Here is a 17,618-nt window from a genome sequence, read left to right as displayed (position 1 = left end):
TGACCTGCTGCCCTTTCACTTATCAAAGATCGACAGATCCAGCGGCCTGATCGCCCCCATCCAGATCGCATGATCCCGGTGATCCGCCAGTTCATCTCCGGTTTCCGGATGCAGGAACACCACCAACCCCTTGCGATACAGCGCCAGCCACGGTAGCACCACCCCCACCACCTCCGGCCCGAACGCCAGCTGGCAGCTCCAGTCCGGGTGCGGCCCGACCGGTTTCTGGTGCATGCGACCCATGGTCACGGGGAACAACCGCGTCGCCTCCTCGCATAGCGCGCGGGCCTGCTCCATGGTCGATGCGTCGTAGTACACGTGGGCGTGGTAGCCCTTGATCCTTTGCACGATGGCTCCTGATAGCGGTAATGCGAACATCTTGAAGTCTACGCCATCCCTGTAGGAGCGGCTTCAGCCGCGAAGCAGGCAACGCACTGCCTGGCCACCGGCTTCTCCGGTGTTCGCGGCTGAAGCCGCTCCTACAGGCGCTCCTGCTCCAGCCAATCCACGAACCGCTGGATCAGCGCCCCCCGCCGTTTGCGCGGCGGCAGCACCACGTAATACCCCCGCGCCGAACGCAAACTGCCTTCCATTGGCCGACACAACAGCCCTTGCTCGACCAGCCCATCGACCAGATGCGCCCAGCCAATCGCCACCCCTTGCCCGGCAATCGCCGCCTGAATCAGCAGCGTGTAGTTATCGAATCGCAGTTGACCGGACGGAGGAGGGCTGTCCACACCCAGGCCACGAAACACCCCGGTCCAATCGAACCAGCGGCTGGCCTGCTCGCCCTTCAGATGCAGCAACGGCAATCGTTGCAAAGCCACGGCTGACAAGGGTTTGCCATGAGTCAGCCGTGGGCTGCAGACCGGGAAAACCTCCTCGTCGAACAACCAGCGACTCTCGCCCTGATGGAAACGCCCGTCGCCAAACAGCACCGCCACATCGATGTCCGGGCGCAACATCCCCTGGCTGCGCTCGCCGGTCACCAAGCTCACATCCACCTGTGGATTGGCCTCGTGAAAGCGCTGCAAGCGCGGCATCAGCCAGAACGCGGCAAAGGCGAAATCGGTGGCCACCTGCAACACCTCGCGCTGCCCACGACCACTGGCCAGGGCAACACCGTCGTCCATGGCTTGCAACCCAAGATGTACCTGTTCGAACAGCAGTTGGCCCGCCTCGGTCAGCTCGATGCCCCGATAGATGCGGTCGAACAACCGCGTCCCCAACTGCGCCTCCAGGCGCTTCACCTGCTGGCTCACCGCAGGTTGCGTGGTGCCAAGCTCCAGGGCAGCGGCAGTAAAGCCACGCAGCCGCGCGGCGGCCTCGAACACACGCAGTGCATCGAGGGACAGATCGGCAAGGTGCTCAAACATAAGCTTGGCTAATCCCAGTCATTGCCCGGCGTGGGCTTTACCCACGTTATCCACAGCACCATGCTGGATTGCAAGCGTTCACCATAACTACCGACGATGGAAGGGCACCATGAAGCAACCCAACATCCTGTTCATCATGGCCGACCAGATGGCCGCGCCGCTGTTGCCGATCTACACCCCGTCGCCGATCAGGATGCCGAACCTGGTGCGCCTCGCCGAACAGGCCGTGGTGTTCGACAGCGCCTACTGCAACAGCCCACTGTGTGCGCCCTCGCGCTTCACCCTGGTCAGCGGCCAGTTGCCCAGCCGCATCGGCGCCTACGACAACGCCGCCGACTTCCCCGCCGACGTCCCCACCTACGCCCACTACCTGCGCCGCCTGGGCTACCGCACGGCGCTGTCGGGCAAGATGCACTTCTGCGGGCCGGACCAACTGCATGGCTATGAAGAACGCCTGACCAGCGACATCTACCCGGCCGACTACGGCTGGACGGTGAATTGGGATGCCCCCGACGAACGCCCCAGCTGGTACCACAATATGTCCTCGGTGTTGCAAGCCGGGCCGTGCGTACGCACCAACCAGCTGGATTTCGACGAGGAAGTGGTGTTCAAGGCGCGCCAGTACCTTTACGACCATGTGCGCGAGGACGATGGCCGGCCGTTCTGCCTGACCGTTTCCATGACCCACCCGCACGACCCCTACACCATCCCCAAGCACTACTGGGACCTGTACGAGGCTGTGGATATCCCACTTCCGCGTGATGAGATCCCCCAGGGCCAGCAGGACCCACACGCGCAACGCCTGCTCAAGGTCTACGACCTGTGGGACAAGCCGCTGCCCGTGGACAAGATCCGCGACGCCCGCCGTGCCTACTTCGGCGCCTGCAGCTACATCGACGACAACATCGGCAAGCTGCTGCAAACCCTCGAGGACTGCGGCCTGGCCGACGACACCCTGATCGTGTTCTCGGGCGACCACGGCGACATGCTTGGCGAGCGCGGGCTCTGGTACAAGATGCACTGGTTCGAGATGTCGGCGCGGGTGCCGCTGCTGATCCACGCGCCCAAGCACTTTGCCCCGGCGCGAGTCGGCGCCAGCGTCTCCACCTGCGATCTGCTGCCGACCCTGGTCGAACTGGCCGGTGGCGCTGTGGACAAGGACCTGCACCTGGACGGCCGCTCCTTGCTCGGCCACCTGCAAGGGCGCAGCGGCCACGACGAGGTGATCGGCGAGTACATGGCCGAAGGCACGGTCGGCCCACTGTTGATGATCCGCCGCGGCGCATACAAGTTCGTGTACAGCGAGGACGACCCCTGTTTACTCTACGACCTGAGCCGCGACCCGCACGAGCGGGAGAACCTCACCGGCAGCCCGGACCACCAGGCGCTGCTGCAGGCATTTGTCGATGAAGCACGCCAGCGCTGGGATATCCCCAACCTGCGCCAGCAAGTGCTGGCCAGCCAGCGCCGTCGCCGCCTGGTGGCCGAGGCACTGGCCATCGGCAAGCTGAACAGCTGGGACCACCAACCCCGGGTGGACGCCAGCCAACAGTACATGCGCAACCATATCGATCTCGACGACCTCGAGCGCAAGGCACGTTATCCACAGCCCGCCCCCCTGGATTGAGAAGAGAGGCCGCCATGCAGACGTTCTCCACCGCCGTGTTCGCCCTGGCCCTGAGCCTGGGCACGGCCCACGCCGCCGACAGCGACGCGCAATGCAGCACCGTGAAACTGGCCGACCCCGGCTGGAGCGATATCGCCAGCACCAACGCCGTAGCCCGCCTGCTCCTGGAAAGCCTGGGTTACCAGGTGAAGATCGACAGCCTGGCCGTGCCGATCATCTATGGAGGCTTGAAGGATGGCCGGGTGGACGCCTTCCTCGGCAACTGGATGCCGGCGCAGCAGGGTTTTCATGACAAGTTCATCGCCAACGGCGACGTGCAGCAGCTGGCGCGCAACCTGGAGGGCACTGAATTCACCCTCGCGGTGCCCGATTATGTGTGGGAGGCCGGCGTGAAGGACTTCGCCGACCTGCACAAGTACGCCGACACGTTCGACAAGAAGCTTTACGGCATCGGCTCCGGCGCACCGGCCAACCTGTCGCTGAAGGAGATCATCGACAAGAACGACTTCGCGCTTGGCCAGTGGAAGCTGGTCGAGTCCAGCGAACAGGCGATGCTGGCCCAGGTGGACCGGGCGGTGAAGAAACAGCAGTTCATCACCTTCCTGGGCTGGACGCCGCACCCGATGAACGTGAAGTTGAAGATGCATTACCTCACGGGTGGCGAAAAGTGGTTTGGCAGCAAAGGCGATGTGTACACGCTGACCCGCAAGGGCTATCCACAGGTGTGCCCGAATGCGGCGAAGCTGTTGGCCAACCTGACGTTCACCCTGGAAATGGAGAACAGCATCATGGCCGAGGTTGTGGACAAGAAGGTGAGCTTCGATGAGGCGGCCAAGGCTTGGGTAAGGGCCCATCCGCAGTTACTGGAAGGATGGCTGGCCGGAGTGACCACCAAATCCGACCGTGACGCACAAGAGGCTATAAAGGCCAAACTATGACTTAACAAGCGACCACAACACCGGTAGGGGTGGCTTCAGCCGCGATCACCCACGCAGTGGGTGCCAGACACCGCGTTGCCTGCATCGCGGCTGAAGCCGCTCCTACAGCGATCGTGCATTATCAAGGACACCCCATGCCCCGCCTGACCCACCTGCTGCCCTTTCTCACCTGGCTACCCCGCCAATCGGGCCGCAGCCTGCGCCAGGACCTGCTGGTAGGCCTGGGTGGCGCCATCCTCGCCCTGCCACAGTCCATCGCCTACGCCCTGATCGCCGGCCTGCCCGCCGAGTACGGCCTGTACGCCGCCATCGTGCCGGTGCTGGTGGCCTGCCTGTGGGGTTCATCCTGGCACCTGATCTGCGGCCCCACCGCCGCCATTTCCATTGTCCTCTACGCCAGCATCAGCCCGCTGGCGGTGACCGGCAGCGCCGACTACGTGACCCTGGTGCTGCTGTTGACGTTTCTCGGTGGCGTCTTCCAGCTACTGCTGGGGCTGCTGCGTTTTGGTGCGCTGGTCAATTTCGTTTCCCATTCGGTGGTGCTGGGCTTCACCCTGGGTGCCGCCATCGTCATCGCTCTGGGGCAACTGCCCAACCTGCTGGGCCTGGACCTGCCAAGCCAGGCCACGGCTCTTGAGACCGTGCAGGACCTGGCTGGGCATGCCGGCGAAGTAGACCTGCCGTCGCTGGCCCTGGGCCTGGCCACGCTGGTGATCGGTATCGCCCTGAAACTTTGGCGCCCGCGCTGGCCGAGCCTGTTGATAAGCCTGCTGCTGGTCAGCCTGGTGGCCTGGCTGCTGCCTGGCGTGTTTGGACAAGTACCGCGAGTCCCCGCTTTTGTCGGCCAATTGCCGCCGCTCAGCCCACTGCCGTTACTCGATATGGAACTGATCCTGCGCCTGCTGCCCGGCGCCGTGGCCATCGGCATGCTTGGGCTGGTCACCAGCCTATCCATCGCCCGCTCACTGTCGGCACGTTCCGAGCAACTGATCGACGCCAACCAGGAGATTCGTGCCCAAGGCCTGTCGAACATCGTGGGGGCATTGTTTTCCGGTTACCTGTCCTCCGGCTCCTTTACCCGCTCTGGGCTCAGCTACGACGCGGGCGCCCGCTCGCCATTGGCCGGGGTGTTCTCGGCGTTGTGGGTGGCGCTGTTCGCGGTCGCTGGTGCCGGGCTGATCGCCCATCTGCCGATTCCGGCGATGGCGGGGAGCATCCTGCTGATCTGCTGGGGGCTGGTGGACCATCGCGGCATTCGCGCGCTGTACCGGGTCAGCCGCTCTGAGTGCTTGGTGATGGCGCTGACGGCGGCCGCGACGCTGCTGCTCGAGCTGCAGACGGCGATCTACGCCGGGGTGCTGGCGTCGCTGTTCTTCTACCTCAAACGCACTTCTCGGCCACGGGTGCAGCAGAGCCGGGAAGGGGAGTTGGATGTGCTGCGGGTGGGCGGTTCGATTTTCTTCGGCGCGGCGCATTACCTGCAAGTGCGTTTGCAGCGCTGCCAGGGGCCGCATGTGGTGATCGATGCGCGGCAGGTGAACTTCATCGATTACTCGGGTGTGGATATGTTGCACCGCGAGGCGCGGCGGTTGATGCGCAATGGCGGAAGCCTGACGTTGCAGCGGGCGAGGCCGCAGGTGATCGAGGAATTGCAGAAGTTGGAGGGGGCAGAGTATTGCCCAATCCGATTTGAAGGGTGATTGGGGCCGCTTTGCGGCCCATCGCGGATGAATCCGCCCCTACTCTGGTTGAGCGCAATACGTGTAGGAGCGGATTCATCCGCGATGGGCTAGAAATCTCAGCCGCGATTCAACTGCCGGCGCAGCTCAGCCAGAACGGGCGCCGTATCCGGGCGCACCCCACGCCAGATGAAGAACGCCTCGGCCGCCTGCTCGGCCAGCATCCCCAGCCCATCCAGCACCTTGGCTGCGCCCAGCTTGCTGGCCCATTGGCAGAATGGCGTCGGCTCCTTGCCATACATCATGTCGTAGCAAACAGTGCGCCCCGCCTCGACAAGGCTGTCGGCAATTGGCGGCAGCTCGCCCGACAGGCTCGCCGAGGTGGCGTTGATGATCACGTCCACCGGCTCTTGCAACCAGCTGAAACCACTGGCCACCACCGGGCCCAGTTCATCGAACTCCCGCGCCAGCAGCTCGGCTTTCTCGACGGTACGGTTGGCGATCACCAGCGATTGCGGCGTGTGCGCCAGGATCGGCTCGAGCACACCGCGAACCGCGCCACCGGCACCGAGGATGAGGATGCGCTTGCCGGCCAGCGTCACCCCGGCATTCACCGTCAGGTCACGCACCAGCCCGGCGCCGTCGGTGTTGTCGCCCTGCAACGTGCCGTCGGCCAGCTTGGTCAGGGTGTTCACCGCACCGGCACGCTGGGCGCGCGGCGTGAGGCTGTCGCACAGCCGGTAGGCTTCTTCCTTGAACGGCACAGTGACATTGGCGCCGCGGCCTTGCTTGAAGAAGCCCCGGGCACAGTCGCTGAACTCATCCAGTGGCGCCAGCAGGGTGGCGTACTCCAGCTCCTGGCCGGTCTGGTCGGCGAACAGGCGGTGGATCAGCGGCGACTTGCTGTGGCCGATGGGGTTGCCGAATACGACGTACTGGTCCATTGCGGTTCCTCTGTTATCCACAGGCTTACTGGGCGAGCCAGTCACGGTCCTGCAGGAAGTAGTCGGTCAGGCGCGCTTCCTCGCTGCCCGGCTCCGCCTTCCAATCGTAACCCCAGCGCACCTGCGGCGGCAGCGACATCAGGATCGACTCGGTGCGGCCACCGGACTGCAAACCAAACAGCGTGCCACGGTCGTAGACCAGGTTGAACTCGACGTAGCGACCACGGCGGTATTCCTGGAATTCACGCTGCTTGGCGGTGTACGGCGTACCCTTGCGGCGCTGGATGATCGGCAGGTAGGCGTCGACATAGGCGTCGCCGATGGCGCGCATGAAGGCGAAGCAGGTGTCGAAGTCCCACTCGTTCAGGTCGTCGAAGAACAGGCCGCCGATGCCACGCGGCTCGCCACGGTGCTTGAGGTGGAAGTAGCGGTCGCACCAGGCCTTGTAGCGCGGGTACACGTCCGCACCGAACGGCGCGCAGGCCTGCTCGGCGACACGGTGCCAGTGCACGCAGTCGTCCTCGTTGCCATAGTACGGGGTCAGGTCGAAGCCGCCGCCGAACCACCACACCGCCTCTTCGCCTTCTTTTTCGGCGATGAAGAAGCGCACGTTGGCGTGGGAAGTCGGCACATGCGGATTGTGCGGGTGGATCACCAGCGACACGCCCAGGGCTTCGAAGCCCCGGCCGGCCAGTTCCGGGCGGTGGGCGCTGGCCGACGGCGGCAGGCCGGCGCCGAACACGTGGGAGAAGTTCACCCCGCCTTTCTCGATCACCTTGCCCTCGCCGATCACCCGTGTGCGACCGCCGCCGCCGGCATCGCGCACCCAGGCATCCTCGACGAAGCGGGCACCGCCGTCTTCGGTTTCGAGGGCAGTGCAGATGCGGTCTTGCAGGTCGAGCAGGTAGGCTTTTACGGCCTCGGTGCGGCTGGTCATCGGGTCACCTGGAAGGAGCGGGAAAATTCGCCGCGTAGCATACCACCGGCCGACGCCGCGTCGCAGTTGACGGCGGTCAAGCAAAGGCGTCCGATAGAAGGCCTTTGCGACCCACGACAACAGGAGTGTGTGATGGCCAAGCGTATCCAGTTCAGCCAGCATGGTGGCCCGGAAGTCCTGCAACTGGTGGAGTTCGACCCGGCACCGCCCGGCCCGCGGCAAGTGCGGGTACGTAACCATGTGATCGGCTTGAACTTCATCGATACCTATTTCCGCAGCGGGCTGTATGCGCCGCCAGCCCTGCCTTCCGGGCTGGGCACAGAAGCGGCCGGGGTGGTCGAGGCGGTGGGCGAGGGCGTCAGCCGGATCGAGGTCGGCGACCGCGTGGCCTATGCCGGTGGGCCGCTAGGGGCCTATAGCGAGGTGCATACGCTGCCGGAAGCCAACCTGGTGAAGCTGCCTGAGGCGATCAGCTTCGAACAGGCGGCGGCGGTGATGCTCAAGGGGCTGACAACGCAGTACTTGCTCAAGCAGACCTACGCCGTGCAGCCGGGGGACTTCGTGCTGTTCCATGCTGCTGCCGGTGGTGTCGGATCGCTGGCTTGTCAGTGGGCCAAGGCACTGGGCGCGAAGCTGATCGGCACCGTCAGCTCTCCAGAGAAAGCCGAGCGGGCCAAGGCGCTTGGCGCCTGGGCGACCATCGACTACAGCCACGAAGATGTAGCCAAGCGCGTGCTGGAGCTGACCGACGGTAAAAAGTGCGCGGTGGTGTATGACGGCGTGGGGGCCGATACCTGGCTGACGTCACTGGATTGCTTGAGGCCGCGAGGGTTGATGGTGAGTTTCGGCAATGCGTCGGGGGCGGTGAGTGGGGTGAACCTGGGGATTCTGTCGCAGAAGGGGTCGCTGTATGTGACCCGTCCGACGCTGGGGAGCTACGCCAACAACGCCGAGAACACCCAGGCCATGGCCGATGACCTGTTCGCGATGATCGCCAGCGGCAAGCTGGTTGTGGATATCCAGCAGCGGTATCCGTTGAGCGAGGCGGCCAAGGCGCAGGCGGAGTTGTCGGCGCGGCGCACGGTGGGTTCGACTGTTCTGCTGCCTTGAGGGGCAGACCCCCGAGGTGTTCGCCGGGGGAGTTGCAGCGCCTATGAGATCGAGCGCCGCCCGCGCGGCGCATCGCGGATGAATCCGCTCCTACATCGGTTGCAACGTGCCGCACCTGTCAGGCCATGGTTGCCGGCCTTGGCGCATGGCTTGAGCCTGGCGGGGCGGCGGCGGTGCCAGCCGAAAAATCGCGTCGTACCAACAAGGCGAACAACCATGGCCTATCGGTCATGGCCACGTTGCAACGAATGTAGGAGCGGATTCATCCGCGATGCGCCGCGCGGGCGGCGCTCGATCTCAAGAGCACTGCAAAACTATCGCCCTGCACTTGCCCGCCAACACGCGATCAACCGCCCTACCGGGGCTTCCCAGGTGCTGGCGCCGACTCGATGCCATCGAGCATCGCCTCCACCAACCCCTCCGCCATTTCCAGCGAATGCAGGCTCGACCAATACATGCCTCGCCCCTCATCGCGCAGGTGGTCGAGTGCCTTGATGCCGGTGTCGTAGGCGCAGCGCAGATAGAGCGCGACGTGCACCAGGGCGTCGTGGGCTTCGATATTAGGGTTTACGGTGAAGAGTGGAGGATGGCCGGCGTCACAGCGGCCGAAGGGGTGGGCGGTGGTGTTTGGGAGTGGTGGATCGGGGACAATTTTCTTCATGGTTTGCTCCAGAGCTGGAGCTGACACCTGCCCGTTACCACACGGTTGGGTGGCAGCTGTACGCGGAGTGGTAAACCGGACTGGAGGCACTCCCGGCAGGCAAAAGCCTCCCGCGCACAGCCGCCATAGGCTGCAGTGCTCCAGAACTACCGGGTTACCACACCCGATCGCCAAGTTATTCGGCGACGGTCTGGAGCCTAGAGGCAGTAGTTCCCACTGAGAAGGTAATGGCGGTCGACAGACTGCGTAGGATATTTCTCTGAATTCAGAATGGGCAGCCATCTGGGTAAAAATCAGAAAAATCAGCGAGGAATTCTGGGGCGAAGCCCTCGCCAGCGGTATCAGCCCGGGCGCACGACCTCACCGGTCGCCAGGTCGCGAATCAGGCTCGGGTTCTTCCGCCCACCCAACGCCCCACCCAGCACCATGTCCAGCTCATTGTGGAAATACTGCTCCACCCGCAAACGGCTCTTGGCCGCCGGCCGCCCGGCCGGGTTGCACGAGGTGGAGATCAACGGCCCCACCAACGCGCACAGCTCACGTACCTGTGGATGATCGCTGACCCGCAGCGCCACGGTGTCGTGCTGCCCGGTCACCCACTCAGGCAGCAGGTCCTGATGCGGCACCAGCCAGGTGTTCGGCCCCGGCCAGGTGGCGCTCATGCGGTCGATCCAGTCCTGGGGGAAGTCCTCGAACAAAAAGTCGAACTGGCGAATATTGTCGGCGATCAGGATCAACCCTTTATCCACAGGCCGCGACTTGAGCGCCAGCAGGCGATACACCGCGTCTTCGTTCCACGGGTCGCAGCCCAGGCCCCAGACCGCTTCCGTCGGATAGGCGATCACCGCACCCGCCTTCACCTCGCGCGCGGCTTGTTGCACACGCCAACTGCTCACCATTTTCCGTCTCTCCGCATAAACGCCGTGCGCGCAGTGTACTTAGCCCGCACGGGCAAACCAACGCCCGGCTTCGTTGCTGACCCGGCCTTCGAGCTCCAGCTCGGTCAGGCTGGCCAGCACCTGAGCCAACGGCAGCCCGCTGTTGTGGGCCAGCCCCTCGCTGGTCTGGGGCGCAGCGTGGAGCAGGGCGAGTAGGGGGTGGCCAGGTTTACCCACAACGGCGGGCGGCAGGTTCTGCCAGCCACCCAGGCTGTCGAGGATCTGCTCCACGCTTTCCACCAGCAAAGCGCCATCGCGGATCAACTGGTGGCACCCTTTGGCGCCGGGATGGTGGATGGAGCCTGGAATCGCGTACACCTCCCGCCCCTGCTCAGCGGCAAGCCGCGCCGTGATCAACGAACCGCTGGCCAGGCTGGCCTCGACCACCAGTACACCGAGCGACAAGCCGCTGATGATCCGGTTGCGCCGGGGGAAGTTGCCAGCCAACGGCCCAGCGTCCAGCGGGTACTCGGAAACCAGCGTGCTACCGCTGTCGATCATCATCCTGGCCAAGTCACGGTGGCGCTGTGGATAACATTTTTGCAACCCCGTGCCCAGCACCCCGATGGTGTGCCCACCGGCCTTCAGCGCCGCCCGATGAGCGGCACCATCGACGCCCAGCGCCAGCCCACTGGTAATGGTGAACCCGGCCTGGGCAAGACAACGGGAAAACGCGCCTGCCGTATCCAGCGCCGGGGGTGAAGCACGCCTGCTGCCCACAATCGCCAGCTGCGGTCGCTCGAGCAAAGCGGGGTCTCCAGCGACGAAAAGCAAGGGTGGCGGATCGTCTATCTCGGCCAGCAACGCCGGATAGCCAGGCCCGTCCCACATCAGCAAATGCTGGCCCGGCCGCTCTAGCCAGGCCATTGCGGCCGATGCGCCATCACGTACTTCTGGGCTGCGCCGGGCATCGATACTGGCTGCCGGCAGCCCCAACGCACGCCAGGCACTGGCCGGCGCACTGAGCGCCGAGGAGGCGCTGCCGAAAGCTTCGATGAGGGTGTGAAAACGACGCAGACCGGCATCGGGAAGGCGATGCAGACGCAACCGCGCCTCGAGTTCGGCAGGCGAACAAGGCGACGAACGGGGTTCGCTCATAGGGATCATCCTTGATCGACAGGGGGCCAATGGCGTGGCACAACCTGTGGATAACTTTGTTGATAATACTTTGACAAGCTGTCCATGAAATGGGCTTTGCAGCGCCCATTCACACCCTAGCCAAGCTTCACAGGTGCCGAACGCCCCATTTCCCTTTATTATGTGTGCTCAGTTTTCAACCGACCGCACAGTGACTGCCTGACCCCTATGGCCATCTTGAACATTCTCGAATTCCCCGATCCGCGCCTGCGCACCATCGCCAAACCGGTGACGGAGTTCGACGACGCCCTGAGCCAGCTGATCGACGACATGTTCGAGACCATGTACGAAGCCCCTGGCATCGGCCTGGCGGCCACCCAGGTGAACGTGCACAAGCAGGTCGTGGTGATGGACCTGAGCGAAGACCGCAGCGAACCGCGCGTCTTCATCAACCCCACGGTCGAGGAGCTGACCCACGACATGGGCCAGTACCAGGAAGGCTGCCTGTCGGTACCCGGCTTCTACGAGAACGTCGACCGCCCGCTGCGCGTGCGAGTCAAGGCCCAGGACCGCGACGGCAAGCCCTACGAGCTCGAAGCCGAAGGCCTGCTGGCGGTGTGCGTGCAGCACGAGTTCGATCACCTCAACGGCAAGCTGTTCGTCGACTACCTGTCCCAGCTCAAACGCGACCGGATCAAGAAGAAGCTGGAAAAGCAGCACCGCCAGCAAGCCTGATCCCCACCTTCCAGAAGGCTTGCTCCGGCAAGCCTTTTTCTTTTTGAAGAAGCGAGAACTCCATGCGCATCGTCTTCGCAGGCACTCCAGAGTTTGCCGCCAAACACCTCAAGGCCCTGCTCGACAGCCCGTACGAGATCGTGGCCGTCTACACCCAGCCCGACCGCCCGGCCGGGCGTGGCCAGAAGCTCATGCCGAGCGCGGTCAAGGCGCTGGCCGTGGCCCACGACATCCCGGTGCACCAGCCGCAGACCCTGCGCAACGCCGAGGCGCAAGCCGAACTCGCCGCACTGAAACCAGACCTGATGGTGGTGGTCGCCTACGGCCTGATCCTGCCGCAGGCTGTGCTGGATATCCCACGCCTGGGCTGCATCAACAGCCACGCCTCGCTGCTGCCACGCTGGCGCGGCGCGGCGCCTATCCAACGCGCCGTTGAAGCCGGTGACGCCGAGAGCGGCGTGACCGTGATGCGTATGGAGGCGGGCCTCGACACTGGCCCGATGCTGCTGAAAGTCGTCACGCCGATCAGCGCCGACGACACCGGCGGCACCCTGCACGACCGCCTCGCCGCCATGGGCCCGGGCGCCGTGGTGCAGGCCGTTGCCGGCCTGGCCGATGGCAGCCTGCAAGGCGAAGTTCAGGACGATGCCCTGGCCACCTACGCCCACAAGCTGAACAAGGACGAGGCGCGCCTCGACTGGAGCCGCCCGGCCGTGGAGCTGGAGCGCCTGATCCGTGCCTTCAACCCATGGCCGGTGTGCCACAGCACCCTCGACGGCGAAAGCGTGAAGGTGCTGGCCGCCAACGTGTCCACAGGCAAGGGCGCCCCCGGCGAAATCCTCTCCGCCAGCAAGGACGGCCTGGTCGTCGCCTGCGGTGATGGCGCCCTGAGCCTGACCCGTCTGCAACTGCCTGGCGGCAAGGCCCTGGCTTTCAGTGACCTGTTCAACAGCCGCCGCGAGAAGTTCGCCAGTGGCAAGGTGCTCGGCCAATGAACCCACGCCTGGCCGCCGCCCGCGCCCTTGCCGCCGTGCTCAGCGGCAAGGCTTCGCTGAACAGTTCGCTGCCGGCACAACTGGACAAGGTTGAAGAGCGCGACCGGGGCCTCACTCAAGACCTGGCCTTTGGTACCGCACGCTGGCAGCCGCGTCTGGACCTACTGGCCGCGCAACTGCTGCAGAAGCCGTTCAAGGCCGCCGATGCCGATGTGCAGGCGCTGCTGCTGGTCGGCCTGTACCAACTGTTCTACACGCGCATCCCGGCACACGCCGCCATCGGCGAGACCGTGGGCTGCGCGGACAAGCTCAAGAAACCGTGGGCCAAAGGGCTGCTCAATGCAGTGCTGCGCCGCGCCCAGCGTGAGGGCGAAGATCTGCTCGCCAGCATGGAGCGCGACCCGGTGGTGCGTACCGCCCACCCTCGCTGGCTGCAGAAGTCGCTGAAAGCCTTCTGGCCGGAGCAATGGGAAGCCATCTGCGCCGCCAACAACGCCCACCCGCCGATGATCCTGCGGGTCAACCGCCGCCACCACAACCGCGACGCCTACCTGGCGTTGCTGACCGAGGCTGGTATCGAAGCCAACGCCTGCCCGTTCAGCCGCGACGGTATCGTCCTCGCCGAGGCTTGCGACGTGCGCGGCCTGCCGGGCTTCGCCGAAGGCTGGGTGAGCGTGCAGGACGAAGCCGCGCAGCTGTCCGCCGACCTGCTGGAACTGGCCCCCGGCCAGCGCGTGCTCGACGCCTGCTGCGCCCCGGGCGGCAAGACCTGCCACCTGCTGGAAGCCGAGCCCGGCCTGGCCCACATGGTCGCCATCGACCTGGAAGCCAAGCGCCTGACCCGTGTGCGCGAAAACCTCGACCGCCTCAAGCTCGACGCCGAGCTGATTGCCTGCGACGCCCGCGACACCGCCAGTTGGTGGGATGGCCAACCGTTCCAGCGCATCCTGCTTGACGCGCCGTGCTCGGCCACCGGCGTGATCCGCCGCCACCCGGACATCAAGCTGACCCGTCAGGCCGAAGACATCCCGGCCCTGGCCGCACTGCAAGGCGAGCTGCTCGACGCCCTGTGGCCGACCCTGGAAGTGGGCGGCATGCTGCTTTATGCCACCTGCTCGAGCCTGCCGACCGAGAACACCGAAGTGATCGACGCCTTCCTCGCCCGCACCCCCGGTGCCCGCGAGCTGGACCTGGCCACCGAAGCCGGCCTGCGCCAACCCCACGGCCGCCAGCTGTTGGCCCAGGAAGGCGGCCACGATGGGTTCTATTACGCCAAACTGATCAAGATCGCCGCTTCGCGCGGGTAAGAATAAAAAGGTAGGGAGTAGCGGATGAAGATCATCATCCTCGGCGCAGGGCAGGTGGGCGGCACGCTGGCGGAACACCTGGCCAGCGAAGCCAACGACATCACCGTGGTCGACACCGACAGCGAGCGCCTACGCGACCTGGGCGACCGCTTGGACATCCGCACCGTGCAGGGCCGCGCCTCGCTGCCGACGGTGCTGCGCCAGGCCGGTGCCGACGACGCCGACATGCTGGTGGCGGTGACCAACAGCGACGAGACCAACATGGTCGCCTGCCAGGTTGCCTACTCGCTGTTCCACACCCCGACCAAGATTGCCCGGGTGCGCGAGTCGGCCTACCTCACCCGTGAAGAGCTGTTCGAAAACGACCATATCCCGGTGGATGTGCTGATCAGCCCCGAGCAGGTGGTGACCAACTACATCAAGCGCCTGATCGAACACCCAGGCGCGCTGCAGGTGATCGACTTCGCCGAGGGCAAGGCCCAACTGGTGGCGGTCAGGGCTTACTACGGTGGCCCGCTGGTGGGCCAGCAACTGCGCCAGATCCGCGCCCACATGCCCAACGTCGACACCCGCGTGGCGGCGATCTTCCGCCGCGACCGACCGATCACCCCGCAGGGCGACACGGTGATCGAGGCCGACGACGAAGTGTTCTTCATCGCCGCGAAGAGGGACATCCGCGCGGTAATGGGCGAGCTACGCCGCATCGACGAGACCAACAAGCGCGTGGTCATCGCCGGTGGCGGGCAGATCGGCGAGCGCCTGGCAGAAGCCATCGAAAGCCGCTACCAGGTAAAGATCATCGAGATGAACCCGGCGCGTTGCCGGCACCTTTCCGACACCTTGGAAAGCACCGTGGTGTTGCAGGGTAGCGCCTCGGACAAAGACCTGATGCTCGAAGAGAACATCGCCGACGCCGACATCTTCCTGGCCCTGACCAACGACGACGAGGCCAACATCATGGCGTCGCTGCTGGCCAAGCGCCTGGGCGCGCGCAAGGTGATGACCATCATCAACAACCCGGCCTATGTCGACCTGGTGCAGGGCGGCGACATCGACATCGCCATCAGCCCGCAGCTGGCCACCATCGGCACCTTGCTGGCCCACGTGCGCCGTGGCGATATCGTCAGCGTGCACTCGCTGCGCCGGGGTGCGGCCGAGGCCATCGAGGCGGTGGCCCATGGCGATGCGAAGTCGAGCAAGGTGGTGGGCAAGGCCATCGAGGACATCTCGTTGCCGCCAGGTACCACCATCGGCGCGATCATCCGCGACGAAGAGGTGCTGATCGCCCACGACGACACGGTGATCGCGTCGGGCGACCATGTGATCCTGTTCGTTGTGGATAAAAAGCATATTCGGGACGTGGAGAAGCTGTTCCACGTGGGTTTGAGTTTCTTCTAGGAGGGAAGGGCATGCGCGAATCGCTGGAGAAGATGCTGGCCAAGGGTGTGGATAACCCGCTGCTGCGGTTCGGGCTGGGCAAGGCTTGGCTGGACGAGGGCAATGGCGCTGAGGCAGCGGTGCACCTGGCGGCCTGTGTGCGACAGGATCCGAAGTACTCGGCGGCTTGGAAGCTGCTGGGGAAGGCGTATCAGCTCAGCGGGGAGCTGGATGGTGCGCGCAAGGCCTGGGAAGAGGGGATCGTCGCGGCGCAGGCCCATGGCGACAAGCAGGCCGAGAAAGAGATGGCGGTGTTCCTGAAGAAGCTGAACAAGCTTTGAGGCCCTGTTCGCCAGCAAAGCTGGCTTCCACAGGAAATGCATACCCTGTAGGAGCCAGCTTTGCTGGCGAATGCGATCTCAATACCAGCGAGCTTCTCCGGCCGGGCGCTTCTTGAAGCGCTTCATGCTCCACATGTACTGGCTCGGGTACTCGCGCACATAACGCTCGACCACTTTGCTCATGGCCGCCGCCGACACAGTCACATCCTCGCTGTACATTTCTTCCGGCGCCGCCTCCAGGAATACCTTGAAGCCTGAACCGTCCGGCAGCCGCAGGGCATGCAGGAACACCCCCACCGCCTTGCCACCGGCCAGCATGTTCGGCACGAACTTGCTGGTCAGCGCCTGGGTACCCAGGAACGGCACGAACACACCCGCCGACTCGGCCGGCTCCGGGTCGGCGGGGATCCCCACCTGCCCGCCGCGGCGCACTTCCTTGATCACGCTGAGGATGCCTTCCTTGGTCGAAGGCGCCACGCGGTTGCCCATCTGCACGCGCTGTTCACGCAGCAGGTCATCCACCGCTTTGAGCTTGGGCGGCCGGTAGAAGATGATCGGTTTGCACTGGTTGCAATAGAAGTGGTTGAGCACTTCCCAGTTACCCAGGTGGCTGGTGATGCCGACCACGCCCTTGCCCGAGGCCAGCGCCTGCTGCAGCACTTCCAGGCCGTGCACTTCCTTGACCAGGTCGAGCGAGCGCTGCGGCGGCCAGATCCAGGCGCAGGCGCTCTCGACGAACGACTTGCCGATGTCCTTCAGCGCACGACCGACCAGTTGCTCACGCTCGGCCGGGTCCATCTCCGGGAAGCACTTGGCCAGGTTGATGCGCACGACATTGCGCGAGCCATTGGGGATTTTCCACATCAACCAGCCGATACCGGCGCCGACGCGCTGCACAGCGCCCCAGGGCAGCTTGGCAAACAGGCGCAGCACCCCGACCATCAGGGCGCCCTTGAACTTTTCCACAGGCGAATTCCTTATTTCAGCAAGGCGCGCATTGTACCCCGTCAGCGCGCCAGCGCGGCGTAGCGATCGCAGTCGGTGGTGTGGTCCATGACCATGCCGGTGGCCTGCATGAAGGCGTAGCAGATGGTCGGGCCAACGAAGGTGAAGCCGGCCTTCTGCAGGGCCTTGCTCATGGCCTTGGCTTCGTCGGTCACCGCCGGTACGTCGGCGCGGGAAGCGAAGTGATTGATCTTCGGTTGCCCACCGACGAACGACCACAGCCACTCGGCGGGGTTATCCACAGCCAGCCAGGCCTCGGCGTTGCGGCGCACGGCCTTGAGCTTGAGGCGGTTGCGGATGATGCCGACATCCAGCATAAGCTCCTCGATGCGTTCGTCGCTCAAGCGCGCCAGTTGCACCGGGTCGAAACCGTGCAGCACCTGGCGATAGCGCTCGCGTTTCTTCAATACGGTGATCCACGAGAGCCCCGCCTGGAACCCTTCGAGCAAAAGCATCTCGAAGAGCAACGCCGGGTCGCGCTGCGGCGTTCCCCACTCGTGGTCGTGATAGGCCTCGTACAACGGATCGTCGGAACACCAAAAGCAGCGTGGCATAAGGCTCCAATTACGTA

The 17,618-nt window shown here is 64.7% G+C and carries 18 protein-coding genes; 9 read left to right on the top strand and 9 right to left on the bottom strand.

Annotated elements, in window-relative coordinates; genetic code table 11:
* Positions 1-15: 15 nt before the first annotated feature.
* Positions 16-348: a DOPA 4,5-dioxygenase family protein gene (locus IM733_RS19625; protein ID WP_248918107.1), complete on the bottom strand. Its 333-nt coding sequence runs from the start codon at positions 346-348 to the stop codon at positions 16-18.
* A 131-nt stretch (positions 349-479) separates the two neighbouring features.
* Positions 480-1,376, bottom strand: coding sequence for a choline sulfate utilization transcriptional regulator (locus IM733_RS19620; RefSeq protein ID WP_248918106.1), 897 nt, complete (start codon positions 1,374-1,376; stop codon positions 480-482).
* A gap of 109 nt (positions 1,377-1,485) precedes the next feature.
* Between IM733_RS19620 and betC the strand changes: the two genes are divergently transcribed.
* The 3 genes from betC to IM733_RS19605 all read left to right on the top strand — a co-directional run bounded on the left by betC (position 1,486) and on the right by IM733_RS19605 (position 5,641).
* A complete protein-coding gene (gene betC, locus IM733_RS19615) occupies positions 1,486-3,003 on the top strand; it encodes a choline-sulfatase (protein ID WP_248918105.1) in 1,518 nt (505 codons plus the stop codon).
* Between the two features lie 14 nt (positions 3,004-3,017).
* Positions 3,018-3,941, top strand: a complete 924-nt coding sequence (gene choX / locus IM733_RS19610; RefSeq protein ID WP_248918104.1) for a choline ABC transporter substrate-binding protein — start codon at positions 3,018-3,020, stop codon at positions 3,939-3,941.
* Between the two features lie 134 nt (positions 3,942-4,075).
* On the top strand, positions 4,076-5,641 hold the full coding sequence (locus tag IM733_RS19605; RefSeq protein ID WP_248918103.1) for a SulP family inorganic anion transporter: 1,566 nt from the start codon (positions 4,076-4,078) through the stop codon (positions 5,639-5,641).
* Positions 5,642-5,739: 98 nt separating this feature from the next.
* Here IM733_RS19605 and aroE read toward each other — a convergent pair whose 3' ends face one another.
* A complete protein-coding gene (aroE, locus tag IM733_RS19600; RefSeq protein WP_248918102.1) occupies positions 5,740-6,564 on the bottom strand; it encodes a shikimate dehydrogenase in 825 nt (274 codons plus the stop codon).
* Between the two features lie 25 nt (positions 6,565-6,589).
* Positions 6,590-7,501, bottom strand: coding sequence for an oxygen-dependent coproporphyrinogen oxidase (gene hemF, locus IM733_RS19595; RefSeq protein WP_248918101.1), 912 nt, complete (start codon positions 7,499-7,501; stop codon positions 6,590-6,592).
* 132 nt (positions 7,502-7,633) lie between these two features.
* On the opposite strand from hemF, the gene IM733_RS19590 reads away from it, so the two are divergent.
* Positions 7,634-8,611, top strand: a complete 978-nt coding sequence (locus IM733_RS19590) for an NADPH:quinone reductase (RefSeq protein WP_248918100.1) — start codon at positions 7,634-7,636, stop codon at positions 8,609-8,611.
* A 355-nt stretch (positions 8,612-8,966) separates the two neighbouring features.
* Here the strand turns inward: IM733_RS19590 and IM733_RS19585 are convergent, their stop codons facing one another.
* From IM733_RS19585 to dprA, 3 genes are all read right to left on the bottom strand, one after another.
* Entirely contained in the window at positions 8,967-9,272 is a 306-nt protein-coding gene (locus IM733_RS19585) for a DUF3077 domain-containing protein (protein ID WP_248918099.1), read from the bottom strand.
* A 341-nt stretch (positions 9,273-9,613) separates the two neighbouring features.
* Positions 9,614-10,171: an L-threonylcarbamoyladenylate synthase gene (locus tag IM733_RS19580; protein WP_011531482.1), complete on the bottom strand. Its 558-nt coding sequence runs from the start codon at positions 10,169-10,171 to the stop codon at positions 9,614-9,616.
* A gap of 39 nt (positions 10,172-10,210) precedes the next feature.
* Positions 10,211-11,308: a DNA-processing protein DprA gene (dprA, locus tag IM733_RS19575; protein WP_248918098.1), complete on the bottom strand. Its 1,098-nt coding sequence runs from the start codon at positions 11,306-11,308 to the stop codon at positions 10,211-10,213.
* A gap of 207 nt (positions 11,309-11,515) precedes the next feature.
* Between dprA and def the strand changes: the two genes are divergently transcribed.
* The 5 genes from def (at position 11,516) to IM733_RS19550 (ending at position 16,042) form a co-directional block, all read left to right on the top strand.
* A complete protein-coding gene (def, locus tag IM733_RS19570) occupies positions 11,516-12,022 on the top strand; it encodes a peptide deformylase (protein WP_110736100.1) in 507 nt (168 codons plus the stop codon).
* 62 nt (positions 12,023-12,084) lie between these two features.
* Positions 12,085-13,017, top strand: a complete 933-nt coding sequence (gene fmt, locus IM733_RS19565) for a methionyl-tRNA formyltransferase (RefSeq protein ID WP_248918097.1) — start codon at positions 12,085-12,087, stop codon at positions 13,015-13,017.
* Entirely contained in the window at positions 13,014-14,324 is a 1,311-nt protein-coding gene (gene rsmB / locus IM733_RS19560) for a 16S rRNA (cytosine(967)-C(5))-methyltransferase RsmB (protein WP_248918096.1), read from the top strand. Before fmt ends, rsmB begins: the two co-directional genes overlap by 4 nt.
* 24 nt (positions 14,325-14,348) lie before the next feature.
* Positions 14,349-15,722 carry a Trk system potassium transporter TrkA gene (gene trkA, locus IM733_RS19555; RefSeq protein WP_248918095.1) on the top strand — a complete coding sequence of 458 codons (1,374 nt, stop codon included), beginning with the start codon at positions 14,349-14,351 and terminating at the stop codon, positions 15,720-15,722.
* Positions 15,723-15,733: 11 nt separating this feature from the next.
* On the top strand, positions 15,734-16,042 hold the full coding sequence (locus IM733_RS19550) for a tetratricopeptide repeat protein (protein WP_248918094.1): 309 nt from the start codon (positions 15,734-15,736) through the stop codon (positions 16,040-16,042).
* A 78-nt stretch (positions 16,043-16,120) separates the two neighbouring features.
* On the opposite strand, the gene IM733_RS19545 is transcribed toward IM733_RS19550, so the two are convergent.
* Together IM733_RS19545 and IM733_RS19540 are read right to left on the bottom strand one after the other, a co-directional pair.
* Positions 16,121-17,008, bottom strand: coding sequence for a lysophospholipid acyltransferase (locus IM733_RS19545; protein ID WP_248918093.1), 888 nt, complete (start codon positions 17,006-17,008; stop codon positions 16,121-16,123).
* A 41-nt stretch (positions 17,009-17,049) separates the two neighbouring features.
* Positions 17,050-17,601: a DNA-3-methyladenine glycosylase I gene (locus IM733_RS19540; RefSeq protein WP_248918092.1), complete on the bottom strand. Its 552-nt coding sequence runs from the start codon at positions 17,599-17,601 to the stop codon at positions 17,050-17,052.
* Between the last annotated feature and the right edge of the window lie 17 nt (positions 17,602-17,618).

The sequence above is a fragment of the Pseudomonas entomophila genome (assembly GCF_023277925.1).
In the GTDB taxonomy this organism is placed as follows: Bacteria; Pseudomonadota; Gammaproteobacteria; order Pseudomonadales; family Pseudomonadaceae; genus Aquipseudomonas; species Aquipseudomonas entomophila_D.
This window is presented reverse-complemented; position numbering and strand designations above follow the sequence as displayed.